The organism is Streptomyces sp. TN58, assembly GCF_001941845.1.
GTDB lineage: Bacteria > Actinomycetota > Actinomycetes > Streptomycetales > Streptomycetaceae > Streptomyces.
Window position 1 is genome coordinate 2200322 of sequence record NZ_CP018870.1, and the last position, 19858, is coordinate 2220179.

At 73.2% G+C, this 19858-nt stretch carries 19 protein-coding genes and 1 pseudogene; 13 read left to right on the forward strand and 7 right to left on the reverse strand.

Going from position 1 to position 19858, the window contains the following annotated elements:
• The first annotated feature begins 58 nt into the window (after window positions 1-58).
• The 4 genes from BSL84_RS09980 (at window position 59) to BSL84_RS09995 (ending at window position 2465) form a co-directional block, all read left to right on the forward strand.
• A complete protein-coding gene (locus BSL84_RS09980; RefSeq protein ID WP_075970187.1) occupies window positions 59-433 on the forward strand; it encodes a hypothetical protein in 375 nt (124 codons plus the stop codon).
• 57 nt (window positions 434-490) lie between these two features.
• Window positions 491-1192, forward strand: coding sequence for a DUF3105 domain-containing protein (locus tag BSL84_RS09985; RefSeq protein WP_030034289.1), 702 nt, complete (start codon window positions 491-493; stop codon window positions 1190-1192).
• Window positions 1189-1866 (forward strand): DUF305 domain-containing protein, encoded by a 678-nt coding sequence (locus tag BSL84_RS09990; RefSeq protein ID WP_045321991.1) that lies wholly within the window; start codon window positions 1189-1191, stop codon window positions 1864-1866. Before BSL84_RS09985 ends, BSL84_RS09990 begins: the two co-directional genes overlap by 4 nt.
• Before the next feature lie 179 nt (window positions 1867-2045).
• Window positions 2046-2465, forward strand: coding sequence for a CBS domain-containing protein (locus BSL84_RS09995; RefSeq protein ID WP_030033417.1), 420 nt, complete (start codon window positions 2046-2048; stop codon window positions 2463-2465).
• Between the two features lie 101 nt (window positions 2466-2566).
• Here the strand turns inward: BSL84_RS09995 and BSL84_RS10000 are convergent, their stop codons facing one another.
• Window positions 2567-3583 (reverse strand): alpha/beta fold hydrolase, encoded by a 1017-nt coding sequence (locus tag BSL84_RS10000; RefSeq protein ID WP_079273160.1) that lies wholly within the window; start codon window positions 3581-3583, stop codon window positions 2567-2569.
• Window positions 3580-4281, reverse strand: coding sequence for a DUF998 domain-containing protein (locus BSL84_RS10005; RefSeq protein WP_030033056.1), 702 nt, complete (start codon window positions 4279-4281; stop codon window positions 3580-3582). Before BSL84_RS10005 ends, BSL84_RS10000 begins: the two co-directional genes overlap by 4 nt.
• Before the next feature lie 518 nt (window positions 4282-4799).
• Between BSL84_RS10005 and BSL84_RS10010 the strand changes: the two are divergent.
• The 3 genes and pseudogenes from BSL84_RS10010 to BSL84_RS10020 form a co-directional block, all read left to right on the forward strand.
• Window positions 4800-4943, forward strand: a pseudogene (locus tag BSL84_RS10010) (multicopper oxidase domain-containing protein); the annotation flags it as partial.
• Window positions 4944-5055: 112 nt separating this feature from the next.
• On the forward strand, window positions 5056-6294 hold the full coding sequence (locus BSL84_RS10015) for a DUF4352 domain-containing protein (protein WP_075970188.1): 1239 nt from the start codon (window positions 5056-5058) through the stop codon (window positions 6292-6294).
• A gap of 95 nt (window positions 6295-6389) precedes the next feature.
• Window positions 6390-8144, forward strand: a complete 1755-nt coding sequence (locus BSL84_RS10020) for an NAD+ synthase (protein WP_075970189.1) — start codon at window positions 6390-6392, stop codon at window positions 8142-8144.
• Window positions 8145-8244: 100 nt separating this feature from the next.
• On the opposite strand, the gene BSL84_RS10025 is transcribed toward BSL84_RS10020, so the two are convergent.
• Complete coding sequence (locus BSL84_RS10025; protein ID WP_030027270.1) at window positions 8245-9273, reverse strand: endonuclease/exonuclease/phosphatase family protein; 1029 nt, start codon at window positions 9271-9273, stop codon at window positions 8245-8247.
• A 299-nt stretch (window positions 9274-9572) separates the two neighbouring features.
• Between BSL84_RS10025 and panB the strand changes: the two genes are divergently transcribed.
• From panB to BSL84_RS10040, 3 genes are all read left to right on the forward strand, one after another.
• Window positions 9573-10442, forward strand: coding sequence for a 3-methyl-2-oxobutanoate hydroxymethyltransferase (gene panB / locus BSL84_RS10030; RefSeq protein WP_075970190.1), 870 nt, complete (start codon window positions 9573-9575; stop codon window positions 10440-10442).
• 156 nt (window positions 10443-10598) lie between these two features.
• On the forward strand, window positions 10599-11612 hold the full coding sequence (locus BSL84_RS10035; RefSeq protein WP_030027274.1) for a daunorubicin resistance protein DrrA family ABC transporter ATP-binding protein: 1014 nt from the start codon (window positions 10599-10601) through the stop codon (window positions 11610-11612).
• A complete protein-coding gene (locus BSL84_RS10040) occupies window positions 11609-12460 on the forward strand; it encodes an ABC transporter permease (protein ID WP_030027276.1) in 852 nt (283 codons plus the stop codon). The genes BSL84_RS10035 and BSL84_RS10040 overlap by 4 nt, the downstream gene beginning before the upstream one ends.
• Window positions 12461-12517: 57 nt before the next feature.
• Here BSL84_RS10040 and BSL84_RS10045 read toward each other — a convergent pair whose 3' ends face one another.
• Window positions 12518-15889 carry an AfsR/SARP family transcriptional regulator gene (locus BSL84_RS10045; RefSeq protein ID WP_075970191.1) on the reverse strand — a complete coding sequence of 1124 codons (3372 nt, stop codon included), beginning with the start codon at window positions 15887-15889 and terminating at the stop codon, window positions 12518-12520.
• Window positions 15890-15962: 73 nt separating this feature from the next.
• Between BSL84_RS10045 and BSL84_RS10050 the strand changes: the two genes are divergently transcribed.
• A complete protein-coding gene (locus BSL84_RS10050) occupies window positions 15963-16763 on the forward strand; it encodes a site-2 protease family protein (protein WP_030027279.1) in 801 nt (266 codons plus the stop codon).
• A 32-nt stretch (window positions 16764-16795) separates the two neighbouring features.
• Here the strand turns inward: BSL84_RS10050 and BSL84_RS10055 are convergent, their stop codons facing one another.
• Both BSL84_RS10055 and npdG read right to left on the reverse strand, forming a co-directional pair.
• Window positions 16796-16984: a hypothetical protein gene (locus BSL84_RS10055; RefSeq protein WP_030027280.1), complete on the reverse strand. Its 189-nt coding sequence runs from the start codon at window positions 16982-16984 to the stop codon at window positions 16796-16798.
• 112 nt (window positions 16985-17096) lie between these two features.
• Window positions 17097-17801, reverse strand: coding sequence for an NADPH-dependent F420 reductase (gene npdG, locus BSL84_RS10060; protein ID WP_030027281.1), 705 nt, complete (start codon window positions 17799-17801; stop codon window positions 17097-17099).
• Between the two features lie 84 nt (window positions 17802-17885).
• On the opposite strand from npdG, the gene BSL84_RS10065 reads away from it, so the two are divergent.
• Window positions 17886-18491, forward strand: coding sequence for a hypothetical protein (locus BSL84_RS10065; RefSeq protein ID WP_045321996.1), 606 nt, complete (start codon window positions 17886-17888; stop codon window positions 18489-18491).
• Window positions 18492-18559: 68 nt separating this feature from the next.
• Here the strand turns inward: BSL84_RS10065 and BSL84_RS10070 are convergent, their stop codons facing one another.
• A complete protein-coding gene (locus BSL84_RS10070) occupies window positions 18560-18820 on the reverse strand; it encodes a hypothetical protein (protein WP_030031634.1) in 261 nt (86 codons plus the stop codon).
• 92 nt (window positions 18821-18912) lie between these two features.
• Between BSL84_RS10070 and map the strand changes: the two genes are divergently transcribed.
• A complete protein-coding gene (gene map / locus BSL84_RS10075) occupies window positions 18913-19770 on the forward strand; it encodes a type I methionyl aminopeptidase (RefSeq protein ID WP_030031633.1) in 858 nt (285 codons plus the stop codon).
• Window positions 19771-19858: the final 88 nt, after the last annotated feature.

The following is a 19858-nucleotide window of genomic DNA, read 5'->3' on the forward strand; positions in this document are numbered from 1 at the left end:
AGCTCGCGGCACCCCCGCACTGACCGCGGGCCGGTCATGAGCATTACCATCTGCGCCCATGGGGGGCCGGCAGTACACGCAGCGGGGGCGTCGGGCACGTTCCGCGGTCCGCCGCGCCGTCGTGCTGACCGTGCTCGGAGTGCTGGCCGGCGCGCTGTTCCTGTGCGCGCGGACCGGTGAGCCTCACGCCTCCTCCGAGGTGCGGGCGCACGGTACGGAGCACGCCGTCTGCGTGTCCCCGTACGACCCTCCCGGCTGTTCCCCGCTCGCGCACGTGACCCCGGCCGAGCTGCCCGTGCCGCCGCCCGCCGTGACCGTGGCGGACGGAGGGGCGCTGCCCGCCGCCCGTGCCACGGCCGCGGGGCGGCTCCGGCCGCCCGAGCCGCTGGCTCGCGCCCCCGACCTGCATGCTCTCCAGGTGCTGCGGACCTGACGGGTCCGGTTTCGCGTTCCGTCCACCCCCCTCATTCAGAAGAAGGAACCAGGGCACATGGCCAGCAAGTCCGGCAGCACCCCCCAGCACACCGACCCGAACTCCCGCCAGGCGCGCATAGCCCAGATGCGCCGCGCCGAGCAGGCCCGGGAGCGGCGCAACAAGGCGATCGCGATCACCCTCTCGTCGGCGGTCGTCGTCGGCCTCGTCGGTTTCGGCGCCTGGGTGCTGATCGACCAGAAGCGGACCGAGCAGCGCAAGCAGGAGGCCGCGGAGCAGCTCCGCAGGGAGGCCGAGGAGATCCGTAAGAAGCCGGTCGAGGGCGAGCAGCTGTGGGACGTGAAGAACCTCGGCCGCAACCACGTCGAGACCCCGGTGAAGTACGAGATGAACCCGCCGGTCGGCGGTGACCACCACCCCCGCTGGATGAACTGCAACGGCGACGTCTACAAGACCCCGCTGCCCGAGGTGAACGCCGTCCACTCGCTGGAGCACGGCGCCGTGTGGGTGACGTACAACGAGAAGGCCGCCCCGGCCGAGGTCGACAAGCTCGCCGCGACCGTCGCCAAGACCCCGTACACGCTGATGAGCCCGGTCAAGGAGCAGACCGGCTCGATCATGCTGAGCGCGTGGGGCAAGCAGCTCACGGTGGACAGCGCGGACGACCCCCGGGTCAAGCAGTTCTTCACCAAGTACGTGCAGGGTGAGCAGACCCCCGAGCCGGGCGCGGCCTGCACGAACGGGCTGGCGGCCAAGTGAGCCGGACGATCCCCCGTACGTACTGGGTCGCGGGCACGGCCGTGCTGCTGGCGCTGCTGTTCGCGGCGGCTGCCACGGTCGCCGCCGCGGGCGGCGGGCCGGCGGCCCCGGCCGCGGCCGCGCCCCGGACGCCGGGACTGCACTCCGCCGACGCCGGCTTCGCCCGGGACATGGCGGTCCATCACCAGCAGGCGGTGGAGATGTCCTTCATCGTGCGGGACCGCACCCAGGACGAGGCCGTACGCACGCTGGCCTACGACATCGCCAACACACAGGCCAACCAGCGGGGCATGCTGCTGGGCTGGCTGGACCTGTGGGGGCTGCCGAAGGTGGTGGCCGGCGAGCCGCCGATGTCGTGGATGGGGTCCTCCGGAGGCCACGGCGGACACGCCGGACACGGCCCGGCCAAGCCCGGCGCGCTGATGCCCGGCATGGCCACCAAGGAGGAGCTGGAGCAGCTGGGCGCCGCCTCGGGGCGGGACGCGGAGGTGCTGTTCCTGCAGCTCATGACCGACCACCACCAGGGCGGCGTGGCGATGGCGCAGGGGTGCGCGCAGCAGTGCGTGACCCCCGTCGAGCGGGATCTGGCGCAGGGGATGGTCGACGCGCAGCGCTCGGAGCTCACCCTGATGGCGGACATGCTGAAGCAGCGCGGAGCCACACCGCGCGGGTGAGGGGACACGCTCGTACGGTGGGGGGAGGCGCCCTCTCACCCGTACGGGCGTGTTCCGGCGCCGTCCGGGGGTCGTCGCGTGGGCCGAAGAGCCGCGGCGCGGCGGCGCACCGCGATGGGGACGCCCGGCCGGGCGCGTCCGCACCCGGCCGTGAACGGCGTGCTCAGGAGGTATCAGTCATGACCACCGCCGCAGACATCATGCACCCCGGGGCCCAGTGGATACCGGCGCACGAGACGCTCGACCGGGCCGCCGAGCTGATGGCCCGGCTCAATGTGGGCGCACTGCCCATCAGCGACACCGATGAGCGTTTGTGCGGGATCGTCACCGACCGCGACATCGTCGTGAACTGCGTGGCCAAGGGCCTGGACCCGGCGAAGACGACGTGCGGGGACATGGCCCAGGGCACTCCGCGCTGGATCGACGCCGGCGCGGACGTGAGCGACGTGCTCGACGAGATGGAGAGCCACCGCATCAAGCGGCTGCCCGTGATCAAGGACAAGAGGCTGGTCGGCATGATCAGCGAGGCCGATCTGGCCCAGCACCTTTCCGAGGACCAGCTGGCGGGCTTCGTCGAGAAGGTCTACGCCCGGAGCTGACCCGACCCGGGACAGGCCTGCCGGTGTTCACCCCCGGTGTTCAGCCCCGGTGATCACCCGTCCGGCGGCCCCGCCGGTGTTTCACCCGCGCGGTCAGCCGGTCACTCCCGCCGCTGCCGCTCGCTCGTCTCCACGACCGCCCGGGCCACCTGGTCCGGGCGGTCGTGCATGACCAGGTGGCCGGCCGGTTCGGCGACCTCGAAGCGGGCGCCGATCCGGTCGGCGAGGTCCGCCTGGCGGCCCAGCCAGCGCAGTGCGCCGCGGCCGGCGGACCCGTCGTGGCCGGCGAGGACGGTGGCGGGCGCCGTCAGCGGCCGGGTCCGGCGCAGCGCCGCCAGCTCGGCGGCCATGTCCAGGTAGCGGGAGTTCTCCAGCAGGGCCCCTTGCCAGACGCGGCCGGTGCGGTAGCAGCGGCGTACGAGGTCCCGCGCGGCCGGGTCGCCGCCGCCGGTGCGGGAGGCCCGTACGGTGGCGCGCCGGACCGCGGGGCCCAGCGCGGCCGGCAGCCCGGCGGCGGTCACGGCCCGGCCGAGGGCGCGGGCCGCGCCGGTGCGCAGCGCGGCGGGCAGGAGCGGGCGGGGGTCCTCCTCGACGCTGGCGTCGAGGAGGACGAGGGCGGCGGTGCGCCGCGGGTACAGGCGGGCGAAGCCCTCGGTGTGGAAGGCGGCGATCGAGTGCCCGACGACGGTGACCGGGGCGGCGGCAGGCCCTCCGTGGCCCAGGGCGTCGAGCAGGCCGGCGATGCGGTGGGCCTCCCCGGCGGTGGTGGGCGGTGCGGTGGCCGGGCCGCTGAGGCCGTGTCCGGGGCGGTCGAAGCGGACGACGGTGCGGCCCGCGGCGACGAGCTGCGCGGCGACCTCGTCCCAGTCGAACCAGGCCATGGCCAGTCCGGCGCTGAGGACGCAGACGGGTCCCCGGCCCTCGACGCGGACGTGCAGCGGTGTCCCGTCGACACGCACGAACAGGCCGGCTCCTCCGCTTCCCGGGTACGACGGGTCGCGCGGGTAGAGCGGATCGCGCGAGCCGCGTGAGACGCGCGGGTCGCGCCGCACACGCGGGTCGTGCCGCTCGTGCGGCTCACGCGGCTGGTGCGACCTGTGCGGCTCGTGCGCGGTCATGTGCGGCGTTCCCTGTGGACGGAGTAGGCGAGCAGACCCAGCCAGACTGCCACGAGCAGGACCTGGAGGCGCTGACCGGCGCCCAGCGCCCAGGTGCCGCGTCCGGCGGTGAACATCGCGATGGCGGACAGGGTCCACGCGGTGGCGAGCAGTTCCAGGGCGACCAGCGCGGGCCCGTAGCGGGCGATGGGCGCGAACCAGCCGTAGCGGCGGGCGGCGACGGTCAGCGCCACCAGCCCCACCAGCGCCCCGGTCATGGCGAGGGTGCTGCTGACGGCGTGGGCCTGGTGGGTGGCGGGGACGAGACCGGCGGTCTCGCGGGCCGCGCACTCGGGGTCCGCGGTGGGCGTGCAGCTCAGCGGGAGCCAGGCGTCGGCCGCGGTGGCCGCCCCGAACAGGGTGAGCCCGGCCCAGCCGACGACCGCCCAGAGGCGGCGGGACTCGGCGTATTTCAGCAGCCGTATCAGGGCCAGCAGGCCTCCGGTGAAGGCGAGCATCCCGGCGGTGAAGTCGGTGGCCCGGAAGAGGCCGCCGAGCGGCTGGTCCTGGGCGGCGAGTTCGCTGACGTACGTCTCGATGGGGTTGAGGCCGGTGGAGAGGACGACTTCGAGCACCCACGCGGTGTAGGCCGCGCCGGCGAGGCCGATCAGGAGGGCGACCGGCCAGGCGGTGCGCGCAGTGAGCCCGTGGGCGGACACGGCGTGACCGGCCCCGGGCAGGCTCGGGGTCGCCGCTCCTCCGATCGCATACCCTCCCCGGGTAGGGTTCCGGCCATGACGCGCAGCGCTCGGCGAGCGGCCACGGGGGCCCCGCTTCTGCTGCTCGCCGCGCTGCTGCTGAGCGCAGTCACCATGCTGTCTCCGGGCCGTCCGAGTGATTCCCACGCCATGGAGGACGTGTACGCCCACCGGTGCGTTGCCTCTGCCGGGGCTCCGGGTGCCGCGGTGCGCGGTGGTGCTCACCACACTCCGGCCTCCCCGCCGCAGCGGCGGGGTCCGGCCCGGGAACCCGCTCCCGAGCCGGCGCCGGGCGGCGCACCGGCCGCGCCGTCCGGGACCGGTACGGGTGCCGGGTGCGGCCGCGCCGCCGTGTGCGCCTCGGCCGCCGCCGGCGATCTCCTCGGGCGGCCCGCCGTACTGCGCATACAGGGGGCCCCGGCGTCGCCGCAGCCCCTCCCCGTCCACCTCCGCGCGCCCGGCTCTCCGGCGTGGGGTGACGCCGTACCGCCGCGGTCGTCCTGCCGGGCGGGCGGCTGACGGCGGACTTCGACGCCGACAAACTGGGGCTGTGGATGGTGCACTGCCACAACGTCTACCACTCGGCAGCCGGGATGATGACGGTGGTCGACTACCGGCTGTAGGACCGGGTGGAGGGCCGGTTGGGGCAGTGACGGAATTCGTAAGGGCGTTCGCCACCGGCATGGCACTCTTGCTCTGATCACGACAGCCGCGACAAAGGACGCTTCCGCCGGTATGACCACCCCGCCGAACCCGCCCAGCACCCCCTCCGGCCCGCCGACGGAACCGGCGGGCACGCCCGTTCCCGAAACGGCCCCGATACCGGCGCCCGCGCAGCCGCTCTCGCTCGACAAGACCCCGGCCGCCGAAGCCGCCGAAGCCCCCGCCGAACCGGCCGAACCCGCCGCCGAACCGGCGGCCGAGGACGCCGCGGACCCCGTCCCCGGGCCGGAGGCGGCCCGGCCCGCCGGGGCCGTCGCCGCCGAACCGGCTCCGGCTCCGGTTTCCGATCCGGCTCCCTCGTCGTTCGCCCCGCCCACCCCGGTTCCGGCCGCCCCGGCCGCGTCGGCCGCCCCGCTCGGCGCGCCCGGCGCCGCGTTCGCTCCCGGCCCCGGCGGCCCCGGCATCCCCGGCGACCCGTGGGGACAGCACACCGCCGGCTTCGGCGCCGGCCCGTACCCCGGCGACCCGCAGGCCGCCGCCCCGGCCACCAACGGCCTGGCCGTCGCCGCCGTGATCGTCGGCGGTTTCGCCGTCGTCTTCGGCGTCACACCCCTGCTCTTCTGGCTCGGCGGCATCCTCGCCCTGATCGGCCTGGGCCTCGGCATCGGCGCCGTCGTCCGCGCCAACAAGGGCGCCCCCGGCAAGACGACGGCCATCGTCGGCACCGTCCTCGCCGGGGCGGGCGTCCTCGCCTCGGTCGGCGGCTTCTTCCTGACCGTCGCCTTCGTCGAGCGGGCCACCGACCGCGTCGAGGCGGGCATCGAGGAGGAGCTGGACCTGGACGGCCTGTACCCCAGCGGTGAGCCCTGGCCGACGGCGTCCCCGTCGCCCTCCCAGGTGCCCGGCCTGACCAGCGCGCTGCTGTTCGGCGAGACCTTCACCTACCCGAACGGCATCAAGGTGAGCCTGTCGACGCCGACGAAGTACGAGCCGAAGGGCATCATCGCCCGCGAGCAGGTCAAGAACGCCATCCAGATCACCGTCACCATCACCAACGGCTCGAACGCCCCGCACGAGGTGATCTACGCCGTGCCCAACGTCCGCGACGACAAGGGCATGACGGCCGAGATGGTCTTCGACAGCGGCGGCGGCGCCAGCGTCCCGAAGATGGTGAAGGGAACGATCCTGCCGGGCGAGACAGCCAGCGGCGTCGTGGCGTTCGAGATCCCCGAAGGCACCAAGAGCATCACCGCGGACATCGCCGCCGGCACCCTGCTCGACGACGTGAAGTACGTCGGCCCCATCGGCTGACGGGGCCGCACGGCGGACCCGCGCGGCACGCCGAAACCCCGGGAAACGCACGGGTCCCAGGACATCGCGTCAGAAAGACGATTAGACTGGGCTCCGTGCCTCAACTACGCCTCGCTCTGAATCAGATCGACTCGCACGTCGGCGACATCGCCGCCAACGCCGACTCGGTCGTCCACTGGACCCGGCACTCCGCCGAGCAGGGCGCCCACCTGGTGGCGTTCCCGGAGATGGTGCTGACCGGGTATCCCGTCGAGGACCTCGCCCTGCGCGGCTCCTTCGTCGAGGCGTCCCGCAGCGCGCTGCGCGGACTCGCGGAGCGCCTGGCCGCCGAGGGGCTGGGCGAGCTGCCGGTCGTCGTCGGCTACCTCGACCGGACCGAGAAGGCCACGCCCCGCCTCGGCCGCCCGGCCGGCTCACCGGAGAACGCGGCGGCCGTCCTGTACGGCGGCCGGGTGGTGCTCCGCTTCGCCAAGCACCACCTGCCCAACTACGGCGTGTTCGACGAGTTCCGGTACTTCGTGCCGGGCGACACGCAGCCGGTGATCCGCGTGCGCGGCGTCGACGTGGCGCTGGCCATCTGCGAGGACCTGTGGCAGGAGGGCGGCCGCGTCCCGGCCACCCGCTCCGCCGGGGCCGGGCTGCTGGTCTCGATCAACGCCTCCCCGTACGAGCGCAACAAGGACGACGTACGCCTCGAACTCGTGCGCAAGCGCGCCCAGGAGGCCGGCTGCACCCTCGCCTACCTGGCGATGATCGGCGGCCAGGACGAGCTGGTCTTCGACGGCGACTCGATCGTCGTCGGCGCCGACGGCGAGGTCGTCGCGCGCGCCCCGCAGTTCTCCGAGGGCTGCGTCCTGGTCGACCTCGACCTGCCGGCCGCGCGCGCCGACGCCCCCGAGGGCGTGGTGGACGACGGGCTGCGCATCGACCGCGTCGTCCTGTCCGAGGAGCCGGTCGAGGCGTACGAGCCGGTCGTGCCCGGCGGCTACGCCGACCGGCTCGACGACGACGAGGAGGTCTACGACGCGCTGGTGGTGGGCCTGCGCGCATACGTACGGAAGAACGGATTCCGGTCCGTCCTCGTCGGGCTCTCCGGAGGCATCGACTCGGCTCTCGTCGCCGCCATCGCCTGCGACGCGATCGGCGCACAGAACGTGTACGGCGTCTCGATGCCGTCGAAGTACTCCTCGGAGCACTCCAAGGGCGACGCGGCCGACCTGGCCGAGCGCACCGGCCTGAACTTCCGCACCGTGCCGATCGAGCCGATGTTCGACGCCTACATGGGCTCGCTGGGCCTCACCGGTCTGGCCGAGGAGAACCTCCAGTCCCGGCTGCGCGGCACCCTGCTGATGGCGGTCTCCAACCAGGAGGGCCACCTCGTGCTGGCCCCCGGCAACAAGTCGGAGCTGGCCGTCGGCTACTCCACCCTGTACGGCGACTCGGTGGGCGCGTACGGCCCGATCAAGGACGTCTACAAGAGCGACGTCTTCCGGCTGGCCCGCTACCGCAACCGGGCGGCCGCCGAGCGCGGCGAGACCCCGCCGATCCCGGAGAACTCGATCGTGAAGCCGCCGAGCGCCGAGCTGCGCCCGGGGCAGGTGGACACCGACTCGCTTCCGGACTATCCGGTGCTCGACGCGATCCTCGCGCTGTACGTGGACCGGGACCAGGGGCTGGACGAGATCGTGGCCGCCGGCTTCGACGCCGAGCTGGTCGCGAAGACGCTGCGGATGGTCGACACCGCCGAGTACAAGCGCCGCCAGTACCCGCCGGGCACGAAGATCTCCGCGAAGGGCTTCGGCAAGGACCGCCGGCTGCCCATCACGAACGGTTGGCGCGAGCAGGCGTAGCAGGGCCGGGGGACGCGCGGGGCCCCACCGTGGGGGCGGGAAGCGCGCAGGGCCCCACCGCGTCGGCGGTGGGGCCCTTGGCGCGCCCGTGTCCGCGCCGCTACTTGACGACCGTCAGGCGCGCGGCGACCGGGAGGTGGTCGCTGCCCGTGCGGGGCAGGGTCCAGGAGGCCTCGGGCCGGATCCCGCGGACCATGATCTGGTCGATGCGGGCCATCGGGAACTGCGCCGGCCAGCTGAAGCCGAAGCCGTCGCCCGCCGCACCCTGGGTGGAGCGCATCTGCGAGGTGACCTCGGACAGCGAGCGGTCGTTCATGGTGCCGTTCAGGTCGCCGAGGAGGACGACCTTCTTCACGGGCTCGGCGGCGAGGGCGGCGCCCAGCGCGTCGGCGCTGTCGTCGCGCTGGTTGGCGGTGAAACCGGCCTTCAGCTTGACCCGGACCGAGGGCAGGTGGGCGACGAAGGCCGCGACGTCGCCCTGCGGGGTGGCGACGGTGGCCCGCATGGCCCGGGTCCAGCCCATCCTGATGTCGACGGGTGCGCTGCCGCTCAGCGGGTACTTGCTCCACAGCCCGACGGTGCCCTCGACCGAGTGGTACTTGTAGGTGCCCGCCAGGGCCTTCTCGTAGACGGGCACGACACTGCCCTTGAGCTCGGTGAGGGCCAGGATGTCGGCCCCGGAGCGGGCGACCGAGGCGGCGGTGCCTCGCGGGTCGGGGTTGTCGGCGTCGACGTTGTGGGTGGCGACGACGAGGTTGCCGCCGGTGCCGGACTTGTCGAAGACCAGGCCGCCGAAGAGGTTCAGCCAAACCACCGCGGGCAGCACCACCGCGATCAGCGCGGTGGCAGACCGGCGCAGGACGGCTGCGCCCAGCAGCACCGGGACGGCCAGGCCCAGCCAGGGCAGGAACGTCTCGGTGAGGCTGCCGAGGTTGCCGATGTCGTTGGGCAGCTCGGCGTGGAAGATCATGACCAGCGACAGCAGTACCGCGACCCCCGCCAGGACCAGCCCCCGCCGCCAGATCCCGGGGTCGCTGCGCAGTTCGGCCAGTCGGCGCCGGAGGCGGGATTCGGAGGGCTCGGGCTCCGAGCCGCCGTTCCCCGGTTCCGTCCTGTACGCCTGTGCCATGCCGCTGCCCTCACTGCCGTGCTCGCGCTCCGTTCCCGCCCCTTGACCCTAGGCGATGAAGCGGAGCCTTCCGTGCCGTACGTCACGACCGTCCGTCACGGTCGTACGTCCGGAAGGACGAACGCCTGAACGCAAGGGGTTCCGCTTGTCACGAAACGCGCACATTGGCGCCCCGGGGCCGTCGGGGCCGCCCTCGCGGCGCCGCACCACTTCCGCCCACGCCCTCCGGGATGCCACCATGGTGGGTGAGTCCGGGGACACCGTGAGGGTGCCTCGAGATGACACAAGGAGCAGTTGCAATGACGCACGCCGTTTCGCCTGCCCGCGAACCCGCAGCCGCCGCCTCCCCCACCCTGTACGGAGGCACGGGCACCCGGCGCATCACCGTCCGCGACCTGACCCTCGCCAAGGAACGCGGCGAGAAGTGGCCCATGCTCACCGCCTACGACGCGATGACCGCCTCCGTCTTCGACGAGTCCGGCATCCCGGTCATCCTCGTCGGCGACTCCATGGGCAACTGCCACCTCGGCTTCGACTCCACCGTCCCCGTGACGATGGACCACATGACCATGCTGTCGGCGGCCGTCGTACGCGGCACCAGCCGTGCGCTGGTCATCGGCGACATGCCGTTCGGCTCGTACCAGGAAGGCCCCGTGCAGGCGCTGCGCAGTGCGACCCACCTGGTCAAGGAGGCCGGAGTGGGCGCCGTGAAGCTGGAGGGCGGCGAGCGCTCGCTGGCCCAGACCGAGCTGATCGTGCAGTCGGGCATCCCCGTCATGTCCCACCTGGGTCTGACCCCGCAGTCGGTCAACGCCATGGGCTACCGGGTGCAGGGCCGCGGCGACGAGGCCGCGCACCAGCTGCTGCGCGACGCGAAGGCCGCTCAGGACGCGGGCGCCTTCGCGGTGGTGCTGGAGCTCGTCCCGGCCGAGCTGGCCGCCGAGGTCACCCGGTCCCTGCACATCCCGACGGTCGGCATCGGCGCGGGCGCGGAGTGCGACGCGCAGGTGCTGGTGTGGACCGACATGATGGGCCTGACCGGCGGGAAGATGCCCAGGTTCGTCAAGCAGTACGCGAAGCTGCGGGAGACGATGACCGACGCGGCGAAGGCCTTCGCCGAGGACGTGGTCGGTGGAACGTTCCCGCAGGAGGAGCACGCGTTCCACTGACATGTGACGCGTACGCCGGTGTGACAGGTACGCCGGTGTGACCTGCACCGCTCCGACAGCCCGCCGACCGTTGCACCGGCGGGCTGTCGTATTTCTGTCGTACCTTTGTCGGTCGCCTGTCGGTGCTTTGTCAGTGGCGGCTGCTCCCATGGGGGCATGACGCGAAACGACAACAACCCCAACGCCGTGGAGGTGCGGGGGCTGGTCAAGCACTACGGCGAGACCAAGGCCCTCGACGGTGTCGACCTGGACGTCCGGGAGGGCACGGTCCTCGGGGTCCTCGGGCCCAACGGCGCCGGCAAGACCACGCTGGTGCGCTGCCTCTCCACCCTGGTCGTCCCGGACGCGGGGACCGCGACCGTCGCCGGCTTCGACGTGGTCCGCCAGCCGCGGCAGCTGCGCCGCACCATCGGCCTCACCGGCCAGTACGCCTCGGTCGACGAGAAGCTCTCCGGCTGGGAGAACCTCTACATGATCGGGCGGCTGCTCGACCTCTCCCGCAAGGACGCCCGCCTGCGCGCGGACGAGATGCTGGAGCGGTTCTCCCTGACCGAGGCGGCGAAGAAGGCCGCCATGCACTACTCCGGCGGCATGCGCCGCCGACTCGACCTGGCCGCCTCGCTGATCGGCCGCCCGGCCGTGATCTACCTGGACGAGCCGACCACCGGTCTGGACCCGCGCACCCGCAACGAGGTGTGGGACGAGGTCCAGCGCCTGGTCGCCGAGGGCGCCACCGTGCTGCTCACCACCCAGTACATGGAGGAGGCCGAGCAGCTGGCGAGCGAGCTGACGGTCATCGACCGCGGCAAGGTCATCGCCAACGGCAAGGTCGACGAGCTGAAGGCCCGCGTCGGCGGCCGCACCCTGAAGATCCGCCCCGTGTCCGCCTCCGACCTGCCGGGCATGGCCCGCTCGCTGGCCGAGGCCGGACTGGACGGCGTGGCCGGCTCCCAGGCCGTGCCGGACGAGGGCGTGCTCCTCGTACCGATCCTGAGCGACGAGCAGCTGACCGCCGTGGTCGGCCTGCTGGCCGCCCGCGGGTACGCGATCGCCGACCTCGGCACCTACCTGCCCAGCCTCGACGAGGTGTTCCTGGCCATCACCGGTCAGAAGCCCTCGCTCGTCGAGGACTCCGTCCCCACCGAGAAGACCGAGGAGGTCGCGGCATGAGCACCGTAACCACGACGAAGCCCGCTCCGACCGCACCCGGTCGGCCCCCGGTGGCCGCCTCGCGCGGGGAGGGCCGGATCGGCCTGCGGGGCAACCTGCGGCACATCGGCGCGCTGGTTCGCCGCAACGCCCTGCAGATCAAGCAGGACCCGGAGTCGATGTTCGACGTCCTGTTCATGCCGATCATCTTCACGCTGCTGTTCGTGTTCGTCTTCGGCGGTGCGATCTCCGGCAAGGGCAACCAGGCCGACTACGTCAACTACGTGGTGCCGGGCCTGATGGCCATGATGGGCATGAACATCGCGATGGCGGTCGGCACCGGGGTCAACGACGACTTCAAGAAGGGTGTGATGGACCGGTTCCGGTCCATGCCGATCGCCCGCTCGTCCGTGCTCCTCGCCAAGATCGTCGTCGAGCTCGGCCGCATGATGGTGGCCATCGCCATCCTGCTCGCCGTGGGCTTCATCCTCGGCCTGTCGATCAAGTCCTCCGTGCTGGACCTGTTCCTCGCCATCGGGCTGTCCGCGGTCTTCGGCAGCGCCCTCATGTGGATCTTCATCCTGCTCGGTCTCACCATGCAGAGCGCGCAGGCCGTCCAGGGCATGGCGATGCTCGTCCTGATGCCTCTGCAGTTCGGCAGCTCGATCTTCGCCCCGCCGTCCACGATGCCGGGCTGGCTCCAGTCCTTCACGGACTACAACCCGCTGTCGAACCTGGCGGACGCCGCCCGCGCCCTGATCAACGGCACTCCCGTCGGGGACTCGGTGTGGATGACGCTGGCCTGGTCGCTGGCCATCACGGCGGTCACCATGCCGCTCGCGGTGCGTAAGTTCCGCCAGAAGACCTGACCCGCGGACCGGTCCACTCCGGATCGCGTCCCGGACGGGCACCGGCCGGGAGCCGGGTCAGACGAGGGCGGTGGCCTCCTCCATGGTGAGGCCGCCGCCTTCGGCGTACGCCTTCTCGTAGGCGGTGTCGCCGAGCGCCGACCGCGCCAGCTTCTCGGCGAAAGCGAAGTCCTCGCGCTCCGTGGTCACCGGGAAGTGGGCGGGCGGCAGCAGTGCGCGGTAGGCGCCGAGCAGCCGCGCGCCGTCGTACTCCCGCCGCGGGCCGCCGGGAGACACGAGGGAGACGGCCGCCGTCAGCAGGAAGGTGGCGGGCAGGTGCGGGGCGACCATCAGCGCCAGCGGGTGCCGGAAGGCGGCCACGGCCTCACGGATGGCCCGCAGGGCGTCGTCATGGCGGCCGTCCTGGTTGTCCAGCCAGGCCGTCGTGGCGAGCAGGAACACGTCGAAGATGGCGTAGGCGCCGTAGGCGAACTCCTCGCGCAGCACCTGGATCTGGGCGCGGGCCTCCGCGATCCGGCCGGTCCGGCCGAGGATGCCCGCGAGGAACATCCGGGCCGCGGGAATCGCCTCGTTGCCGAACCGCTGCACCGTGGCGGTGATCTCGGTGAGGATCCGCTCGGCCTCGGCCATCTCGCCGTTCTCGGTGAGCGTGCCGGCCATCCGGACGCGCAACACCGTCACCTGGGCCTTCGCGCCGAGGCGTTCGGCGTACGCGATCGCCTCGCGGTAGTCGCGGGCGGCCAGGGCGTACTCCCCGCGCCGCTCCCGCGACTCGGCGCGGGCGGACAGCGCCTCCGCGCAGCCCCAGTCGTCGCCGAGCTCCCGGAAGAGTTCCAGGCTCTCGTCGGCGTCGCGGGAGGCGTCGCCCGCCCAGTCGGCGCGGTTGGCGAGGATGTTGGCGCGCAACTGGAGCGCGGAGGCGAGCTCCCAGCGGTAGCCGAGGGTACGGGCGGTGGCCACGGTCGCGTCGACGACCTCTCGGAGCAGCCCGGCCTCGCCCGCGATCATCACGGCGTAGATCCACAGGGAGGCCGGGGTGCGGCAGGTCTGCGGGAGGCCGGGCCGGTAGGTGGCGATCACCCCGTCGACCATGGCGCGGACCTCGGGGTCGTCCCAGTCCTTGTTGGTCTGGTCCCGGGCCGCCAGCCGGACCAGGTGCAGGGCGCGCCAGGCCTCGGCGAGCACTTCGCCGCTGTAGGGCGGGGGCGCGTCCACGAGCTGCCCGTACACCGGCTCGGCGGGGACGACGGGGGCCGCGAAGGGGTCGGGGCCGAGCGCGGCGACCGCCTCCGCCCAGTGGCGGGACTCGGTGCGCTGGTCGTGCAGGTGCCAGTACCAGCCCAGGGAGTGGACCAGGCACAGTGCCTCGCCCGCGTCGCGGGTGGTGACGGCCCGGCGCAGGGCGGTACGCAGGTTCTCGTATTCGGTGGCGAGCAGGTCCGCCGCCTCGCGCTGGCGGTGCCCGCGCAGCAGGGGGTCGCTGGTGCGGGCGAGTTCGCGGTAGTGGACGAGGTGGCGGCGGGCGATCTCCTCCCGGTCGCCGGCTTCGGTGAGGCGTTCGGCGGCGTACTCGCCGACGGTCTCCAGGAGGCGGTAGCGCATGCCGGAGCCGCCGGGGCCGGGGGCGGCGACGACGAGGGACTTGTCGACGAGGGAGCCGAGGGTGTCGGCGACGTCGAAGGCGGCACCGCCGGGGCCGGTCCCGGCGCCGGCCCCGGCTTCGGCGGCGCAGACGGCTTCGGCGGCGGCGAGGTCGCAGCCGCCCGCGAAGACGGACAGGCGGCGCAGGACGGTCCGCTCGGCCTCGTCGAGGAGGTCCCAGGACCAGTCGACGACGGCCCGCAGGGTCTGCTGGCGCGGCAGGACGGTACGCGCCCCGCTGGTCAGCAGCCGGAAGCGGTCGTCCAGCCGGTCCGCGATCTGGCGGGGCGTCAGAAGCCGCAGCCGGGCGGCGGCCAGCTCGATGGCCAGCGGCAGCCCGTCCAGCCGACGGCAGATCTCGGCGGCGGCGGCCGGGTCCTCCTCCACGGTGAACCCGGCCCGGGCGGCCGCCCCGCGGTCGCCGAGCAGCCGCAGCGCGATCGGGTCGGGCAGGGGCTCGACGGGCCGCAGGGACTCCCCCGGTACGCCGAGGGGTTCGCGGCTGGTGGCCAGGATCTGGACGCCGGGGCAGTGTGTGAGAAGCCGCTCGGCGAGCTCGGCCGCGGCTTCGACGACGTGCTCGCAGTTGTCCAGCACCAGCAGCAGGCTGCGGCGTGCGCAGTGCTCGACGAGGCGGGTGGCGGGGTCGTCGCCGTTGCGGTCGGTCAGCGCCCGCAGTTCCTCGGCGGCGGCGCCGCGCAGCTTGGTCTCCCGTGCGCCGAGCGCGGCGAGGGTGGCTTCGGCGACGTCCTCCGGGTCGTCGACGGGGGCCAGCTCGACGAGCCACACGCCGTCGGGCCAGCCGCCCCGGGCCTCGTGCGCCTCGGCGGCCTCCTGGGAGAGGCGGGTCTTGCCGGCGCCACCGGGTCCGAGGAGCGTGACGAGCCGGGCCCGCGCGAGATCGTCCCCGATGACGCGGATGTCGTCCTCCCGGCCGACGAAGGTCGTCAGCCGGGCCCGCAGGTTGCCGTTGCCGTGGGCGCTGCCGGAGCTGCCGTTGCTCCGGCCGGCGGAGGCGGGGAGGGGCGGCGTGGGGGCCGGGGTGCCGGAGGCCGGGACGGCCCGGGCCACCGGGGCCTCCGGTTCCAGGAGTTCGGCGTGCAGGGCGCGCAGGGCCGGGCCGGGGTCCGTACCGAGCCGGTCGGCCAGGTTCCGGCGTACCTCGTCGTAGGCGGACAGGGCCTCCGCCGGACGGCCGGCGTCACGCAGCGCCCGGATCCGCAGCGCCTGGAACGGCTCGTCCAGAGGCTGCCGCGCGCACAGCGCGGTCAGCTCCGGCAGGCACTGCTCGGCCTGGCCCAGGGCCAGGGCCGCCGTGAGCCGGCCCCGGCGCGCGTCCATCCGTACGGCCTCCCAGCGCGCGGCCTCGGCGGCCGGGTCGGGCAGGTCCGCGAGGGCGGGGCCGCGCCACAGGGCAAGGGCCTCCTCGTACAGGGCGGCCGCCTCGGCCGGGTCCGGTGCCTCGGCGCCGGCCCGGGCCAGCCGCTCGAAGCGGTACAGGTCGACGTCCTCGCGACCGGCGGCCAGCTGGTAGCCGCCCTCGACGGACAGCACGGCCGTGTGCCCCAGCGCCCGCCGCAGCCGGCCGACCAGCGCCTGCAGCGCGGCCACCGCATCGGCCGGGGGATCGGCGTCCCACACCTCGTCGACCAGCAGCCGGACCGGCACCATCCGCCCCGGGCGCAGTGCGAGCGCCGTCAGGAGCGCACGCAGGCGCGCCCCGCCGACGGCTACGGGGGTCCCGTCGTCGCGGAGGGCCTGGGCGGAGCCGAGAATCGCGTAACGCACCGGCCCATTGTCCCCGCACCCCTGCCCTACCCCGAACCGTTTTCCGTCCGCGGCCCGGGATAGGTTTCCCGGCATGTCTCATCAGGGTGCCCGCCACGAGCGGCGGATCAGTTCGGTGTTCATCGGCATCTTCGCCGTCATGGCCGTCACGGGCTGGGCGGTGTGGACGGGGTACTCGACGAGCACCGGGCTCGCGGTGTTCCTCTTCGTGACGTCGGCGTGGATCGTCTCCCTCTGCCTGCACGAGTACGCGCACGCCCGTACGGCGCTGCACGGCGGTGACCTCACGGTCGGCGCCAAGGGCTACCTGACGCTGAACCCGCTCAAGTACACGCACGCGCTGCTCAGCATCGTCCTGCCGGTGCTCTTCGTCATCCTGGGCGGGATCGGCCTGCCGGGCGGCGCGGTCTTCATCGAGCGCGACCGGATCCGGGGCCGCTGGAAGCACAGCCTGATCTCGGCGGCCGGACCGCTCACGAACGCGGCCTTCGCCCTCGTCTGCACGGCCCCGTTCTGGCTGGACGCGCTGGACGGGGTACCGCTCGCCTTCCGCTACGCCCTCGGCTTCCTGGCGATGCTCCAGGTGACGGCGGCGATCCTGAACTCCCTGCCGGTGCCGGGCCTCGACGGCTACGGGGTGATCGAGCCCTGGCTTTCCCACCGGGTGCGGCGCGAGGTGGAGCCGCTGGCGCCGTTCGGCCTGCTCGCCGTGTTCGCGCTGCTGTGGATCCCGGGGGTCAACGCGGTCTTCTTCGACGCGGTGGACGGTGTGCTGTCGGCGCTGGGCGTGTCGGGCCTGGAGACGGACTGCGGTCGTGAGCTGTACCGCTTCTGGCAGGAGGGCAGCGGCTTCTGCGAGGTCCCGCAGGACTGAGGCCCTGCCGCCGGCCGAGCGGCCGCGGCCGGTCAGGCGTTGCGCGCGGTGGCGGCCTTCTCGGCCTTGGCCTTGCGCATGTAGTACCAGGCCATGTTGGACGTGAGGCCCGCCAGGAGCACCCACACGATCCCGAGGAAGCTGCCCTCCACGAAGGCGACGACGGCCGCGGCCACGGCGAGGGCGCAGACGACTACGGCGAAGACGGCAAGGCGGGGCATGGGAGAAGCTCCTCGGAAACACTGAAGGCGGTCGAGCCCCTCCAGTGTCCCCCATGCCCCGCAGTGCTGCCGTAAAGGCGGCGCGCACGCGCGCCCCGCCGGTACGGGGCGGTCAGACGTCCGTGGTGCGCAGGCCCGCGTGGGCCTTGTAGCGGCGGTTGGTGGAGATCAGGTTCGCGACGAGGGCCTCGACCTGGTGGGCGTTGCGCAGGCGGCCCGCGAAGATGCCGCGCATGCCCGGGATGCGGGCTGCGAGGGCCTGGACGATGTCGGTGTCGGCGCGGGATTCACCGAGGACCATCACGTCGGTGTCGATCTCGTCGATCGACTCGTCCTGGAGGAGGACCGCCGAGAGGTGGTGGAAGGCCGCGGTGACGCGGGAGTCCGGGAGCAGGGCGGCGGCCTGCTGGGCGGCGCTGCCCTCTTCGACCTGGAGGGCGTAGGCGCCCTGCTTGTCGAAGCCGAGCGGGTTGACGCAGTCCACAACGAGCTTGCCCGCCAGGTCCTCGCGCAGCGCTTCGAGGGTCTTGGCGTGGCCCTCCCACGGCACGGCGACGATGACGATGTCGCTGCGGCGCGCGCACTCGGCGTTGTCCGCGCCCTCCACGCCGAGCCCCAGTTCACCGGCGGCGCTGCGGGCGCGGTCGGCGGCACGGGAGCCGATGATCACCTTCTGGCCGGCCCGGGCGAGCCGGTAGGCGAGGCCCCGGCCCTGGTCGCCGGTGCCGCCGAGAACGCCGACGACGAGGCCGGACACGTCCGGCAGGTCCCAGGGGTCCCTGGCCGGCGGCTTCTGCGTGCTGTCTGAGGAAGTCATGCAGGTGAGGGTACTGCCGGGTAGCTCGCAGTCGAAGAGCGGCGAAGCGCCCCCCGCGGCGCTGTGATGCGGCAGGATGCCGCCATGGATGCCGTCAGGGTCGCCCTGCTGCGCGAGGTGCTCGCCGGTACGCAGTGGCCGGGCGAGGCGCGCCGCTTCGCCGGCTCGCTGCGCCGGTCCGTCGTTCCGGCCGGCGGGAAGCTGCTGCTGGTGGGGACCGAGGCCTACGAGCCCTGGCACCTGGCGGCGCACCTGGTGGACGAGGCCGCCTGGTCGGGCAGCCCGGAGCTGGCTCCGACGCTCGTGCGCCACCGGGTGCGGCCCGGGCAGCCGCCGCACCTGTCGGTGGGGCTGGGCCGGCTGGCCGCGGCCGGGCGCGGGCACACGGTGCTGGTGGTGGCGCCCCGGGAGCCCGGCGAGGGGCTGCTGGAGCGCGTGCACGACGCCCGGCGGGCGGGGGCGACCGTACTGTCCCTGGACGGCGGGGACCGGGATCTGGGCGCTGTCGCGCACGACGCGCTCTCGGTGCCGGAGGGTGGCGCGGAGCTGGACCTGGACACCGTGCAGCACCTGGTCAGCGCGGCCGCCGGGGAGAACGGCCCGCCGGCGCCGCGCGGGTCCCGGCGGTGGCGGGACCGGCTGGCGGGGCTCGCCGACCGGCTGACGGCGCCACCGCCCCCGCGCTGGTAGCCGCCCACCCGCCGGCAGCCGCCCCCGCCTGCCGGCCGCGGACTGCCGGATACGGGGCCTGCCGCCTGTCAGCCGGCCGTGGCCGTGCCGCCCGGGCCGCCCTCTTCTTCCTCTTCCTCGCGGGTCCTGTCGTTCCACTTGGGGTCGTTCTGCCACTCCAGGTTGCGCTCCTGCGCCGTCTCCATGGCGTGGGCGGCCTCCGCGGGCGTTCCGTACGGCCCGAACCGGTCCTTGGCCGGGCACTCGGGGCCTTCCTCGACCTTCTTGTGGACCAGGCAGTAGTACCACTCGCCGGGTTTGCCCACCTGCCGCTTCTTGAACAGGGCCATCGCCGTCAGGCTCCTCTCGATGCCTTCGCAAGCCGCTGTGTGCCGCTCCGTCCCGCCATGCTGCCCCATCCCCGCTGGATACACTCGCTTGCATGTCCGGTCAGTCGCTGCTCGTACCAGGCGAGCTCTCTCCCGCCCGTTCCGTTCCCGGAAACATCCGCCGGCCCGAGTACGTCGGCAAGCCCGCGCCCACTCCGTACACCGGACCGGAGGTGCAGTCGGCCGAGACCATCGAGGCCATGCGCATCGCCGGCCGGATCGCCGCCCAGGCGATGGAGGAGGCCGCCAAGCTGATCGCTCCGGGGGTGACCACCGACGAGCTCGACAAGGTCGCCCACGAGTACATGTGCGACCACGGCGCCTACCCCTCGACGCTCGGCTACCGGGGCTTCCCGAAGTCGCTGTGCGCCTCCGTCAACGAGGTCATCTGCCACGGCATCCCCGACTCCACCGTCCTGCGCGACGGGGACATCGTGAACCTCGACGTGACGGCGTACATCGGCGGGGTGCACGGCGACAACAACGCCACCTACCTGTGCGGCGAGGTGGACGAGGAGTCGCGGCTGCTGGTGGAGCGCACCCGCGAGGCCCTCAACCGGGCGATCAAGGCCGTCAAGCCGGGCCGCCAGATCAACGTCATCGGCCGGGTCATCGAGTCGTACGCGAAGCGCTTCGGCTACGGCGTGGTCCGGGACTTCACCGGCCACGGCATCAACTCGTCCTTCCACTCCGGCCTGATCATCCCGCACTACGACAGCCCGCACGCGACCACGGTCATCGAGCCGGGCATGACCTTCACGATCGAGCCGATGCTGACCCTGGGCACCCACGACTACGACATGTGGGACGACGGCTGGACGGTCGTCACGAAGGACCGCAAGCGGACCGCGCAGTTCGAGCACACCCTGGCGGTGACGGACTCCGGGGCGGACATCCTGACCCTTCCGTAGCCGTCCGCCGGGCGGCCGCATTTTTTACCGACAGGACGTCGGGAACTCATTGACTTAGGCAAGCCTAAGTAGGACTATCAGGCGTGGC

What these genes read in the sequence shown, in the direction of transcription:
- BSL84_RS09980 (WP_075970187.1), top strand. Translation starts at nt 59, where the DNA reads ATGGGGGGCCGGCAGTACACGCAGCGGGGGCGTCGGGCACGTTCCGCG.
- BSL84_RS09985 (WP_030034289.1), top strand. Translation starts at nt 491, where the DNA reads ATGGCCAGCAAGTCCGGCAGCACCCCCCAGCACACCGACCCGAACTCC.
- BSL84_RS09995 (WP_030033417.1), top strand. Translation starts at nt 2,046, where the DNA reads ATGACCACCGCCGCAGACATCATGCACCCCGGGGCCCAGTGGATACCG.
- BSL84_RS10000 (WP_079273160.1), bottom strand. Translation starts at nt 3,583, where the DNA reads ATGACCGCGCACGAGCCGCACAGGTCGCACCAGCCGCGTGAGCCGCAC.
- BSL84_RS10015 (WP_075970188.1), top strand. Translation starts at nt 5,056, where the DNA reads ATGACCACCCCGCCGAACCCGCCCAGCACCCCCTCCGGCCCGCCGACG.
- BSL84_RS10025 (WP_030027270.1), bottom strand. Translation starts at nt 9,273, where the DNA reads ATGGCACAGGCGTACAGGACGGAACCGGGGAACGGCGGCTCGGAGCCC.
- panB (WP_075970190.1), top strand. Translation starts at nt 9,573, where the DNA reads ATGACGCACGCCGTTTCGCCTGCCCGCGAACCCGCAGCCGCCGCCTCC.
- BSL84_RS10035 (WP_030027274.1), top strand. Translation starts at nt 10,599, where the DNA reads ATGACGCGAAACGACAACAACCCCAACGCCGTGGAGGTGCGGGGGCTG.
- BSL84_RS10040 (WP_030027276.1), top strand. Translation starts at nt 11,609, where the DNA reads ATGAGCACCGTAACCACGACGAAGCCCGCTCCGACCGCACCCGGTCGG.
- BSL84_RS10050 (WP_030027279.1), top strand. Translation starts at nt 15,963, where the DNA reads ATGTCTCATCAGGGTGCCCGCCACGAGCGGCGGATCAGTTCGGTGTTC.
- BSL84_RS10055 (WP_030027280.1), bottom strand. Translation starts at nt 16,984, where the DNA reads ATGCCCCGCCTTGCCGTCTTCGCCGTAGTCGTCTGCGCCCTCGCCGTG.
- npdG (WP_030027281.1), bottom strand. Translation starts at nt 17,801, where the DNA reads ATGACTTCCTCAGACAGCACGCAGAAGCCGCCGGCCAGGGACCCCTGG.
- BSL84_RS10065 (WP_045321996.1), top strand. Translation starts at nt 17,886, where the DNA reads ATGGATGCCGTCAGGGTCGCCCTGCTGCGCGAGGTGCTCGCCGGTACG.
- BSL84_RS10070 (WP_030031634.1), bottom strand. Translation starts at nt 18,820, where the DNA reads ATGGCCCTGTTCAAGAAGCGGCAGGTGGGCAAACCCGGCGAGTGGTAC.
- map (WP_030031633.1), top strand. Translation starts at nt 18,913, where the DNA reads ATGTCCGGTCAGTCGCTGCTCGTACCAGGCGAGCTCTCTCCCGCCCGT.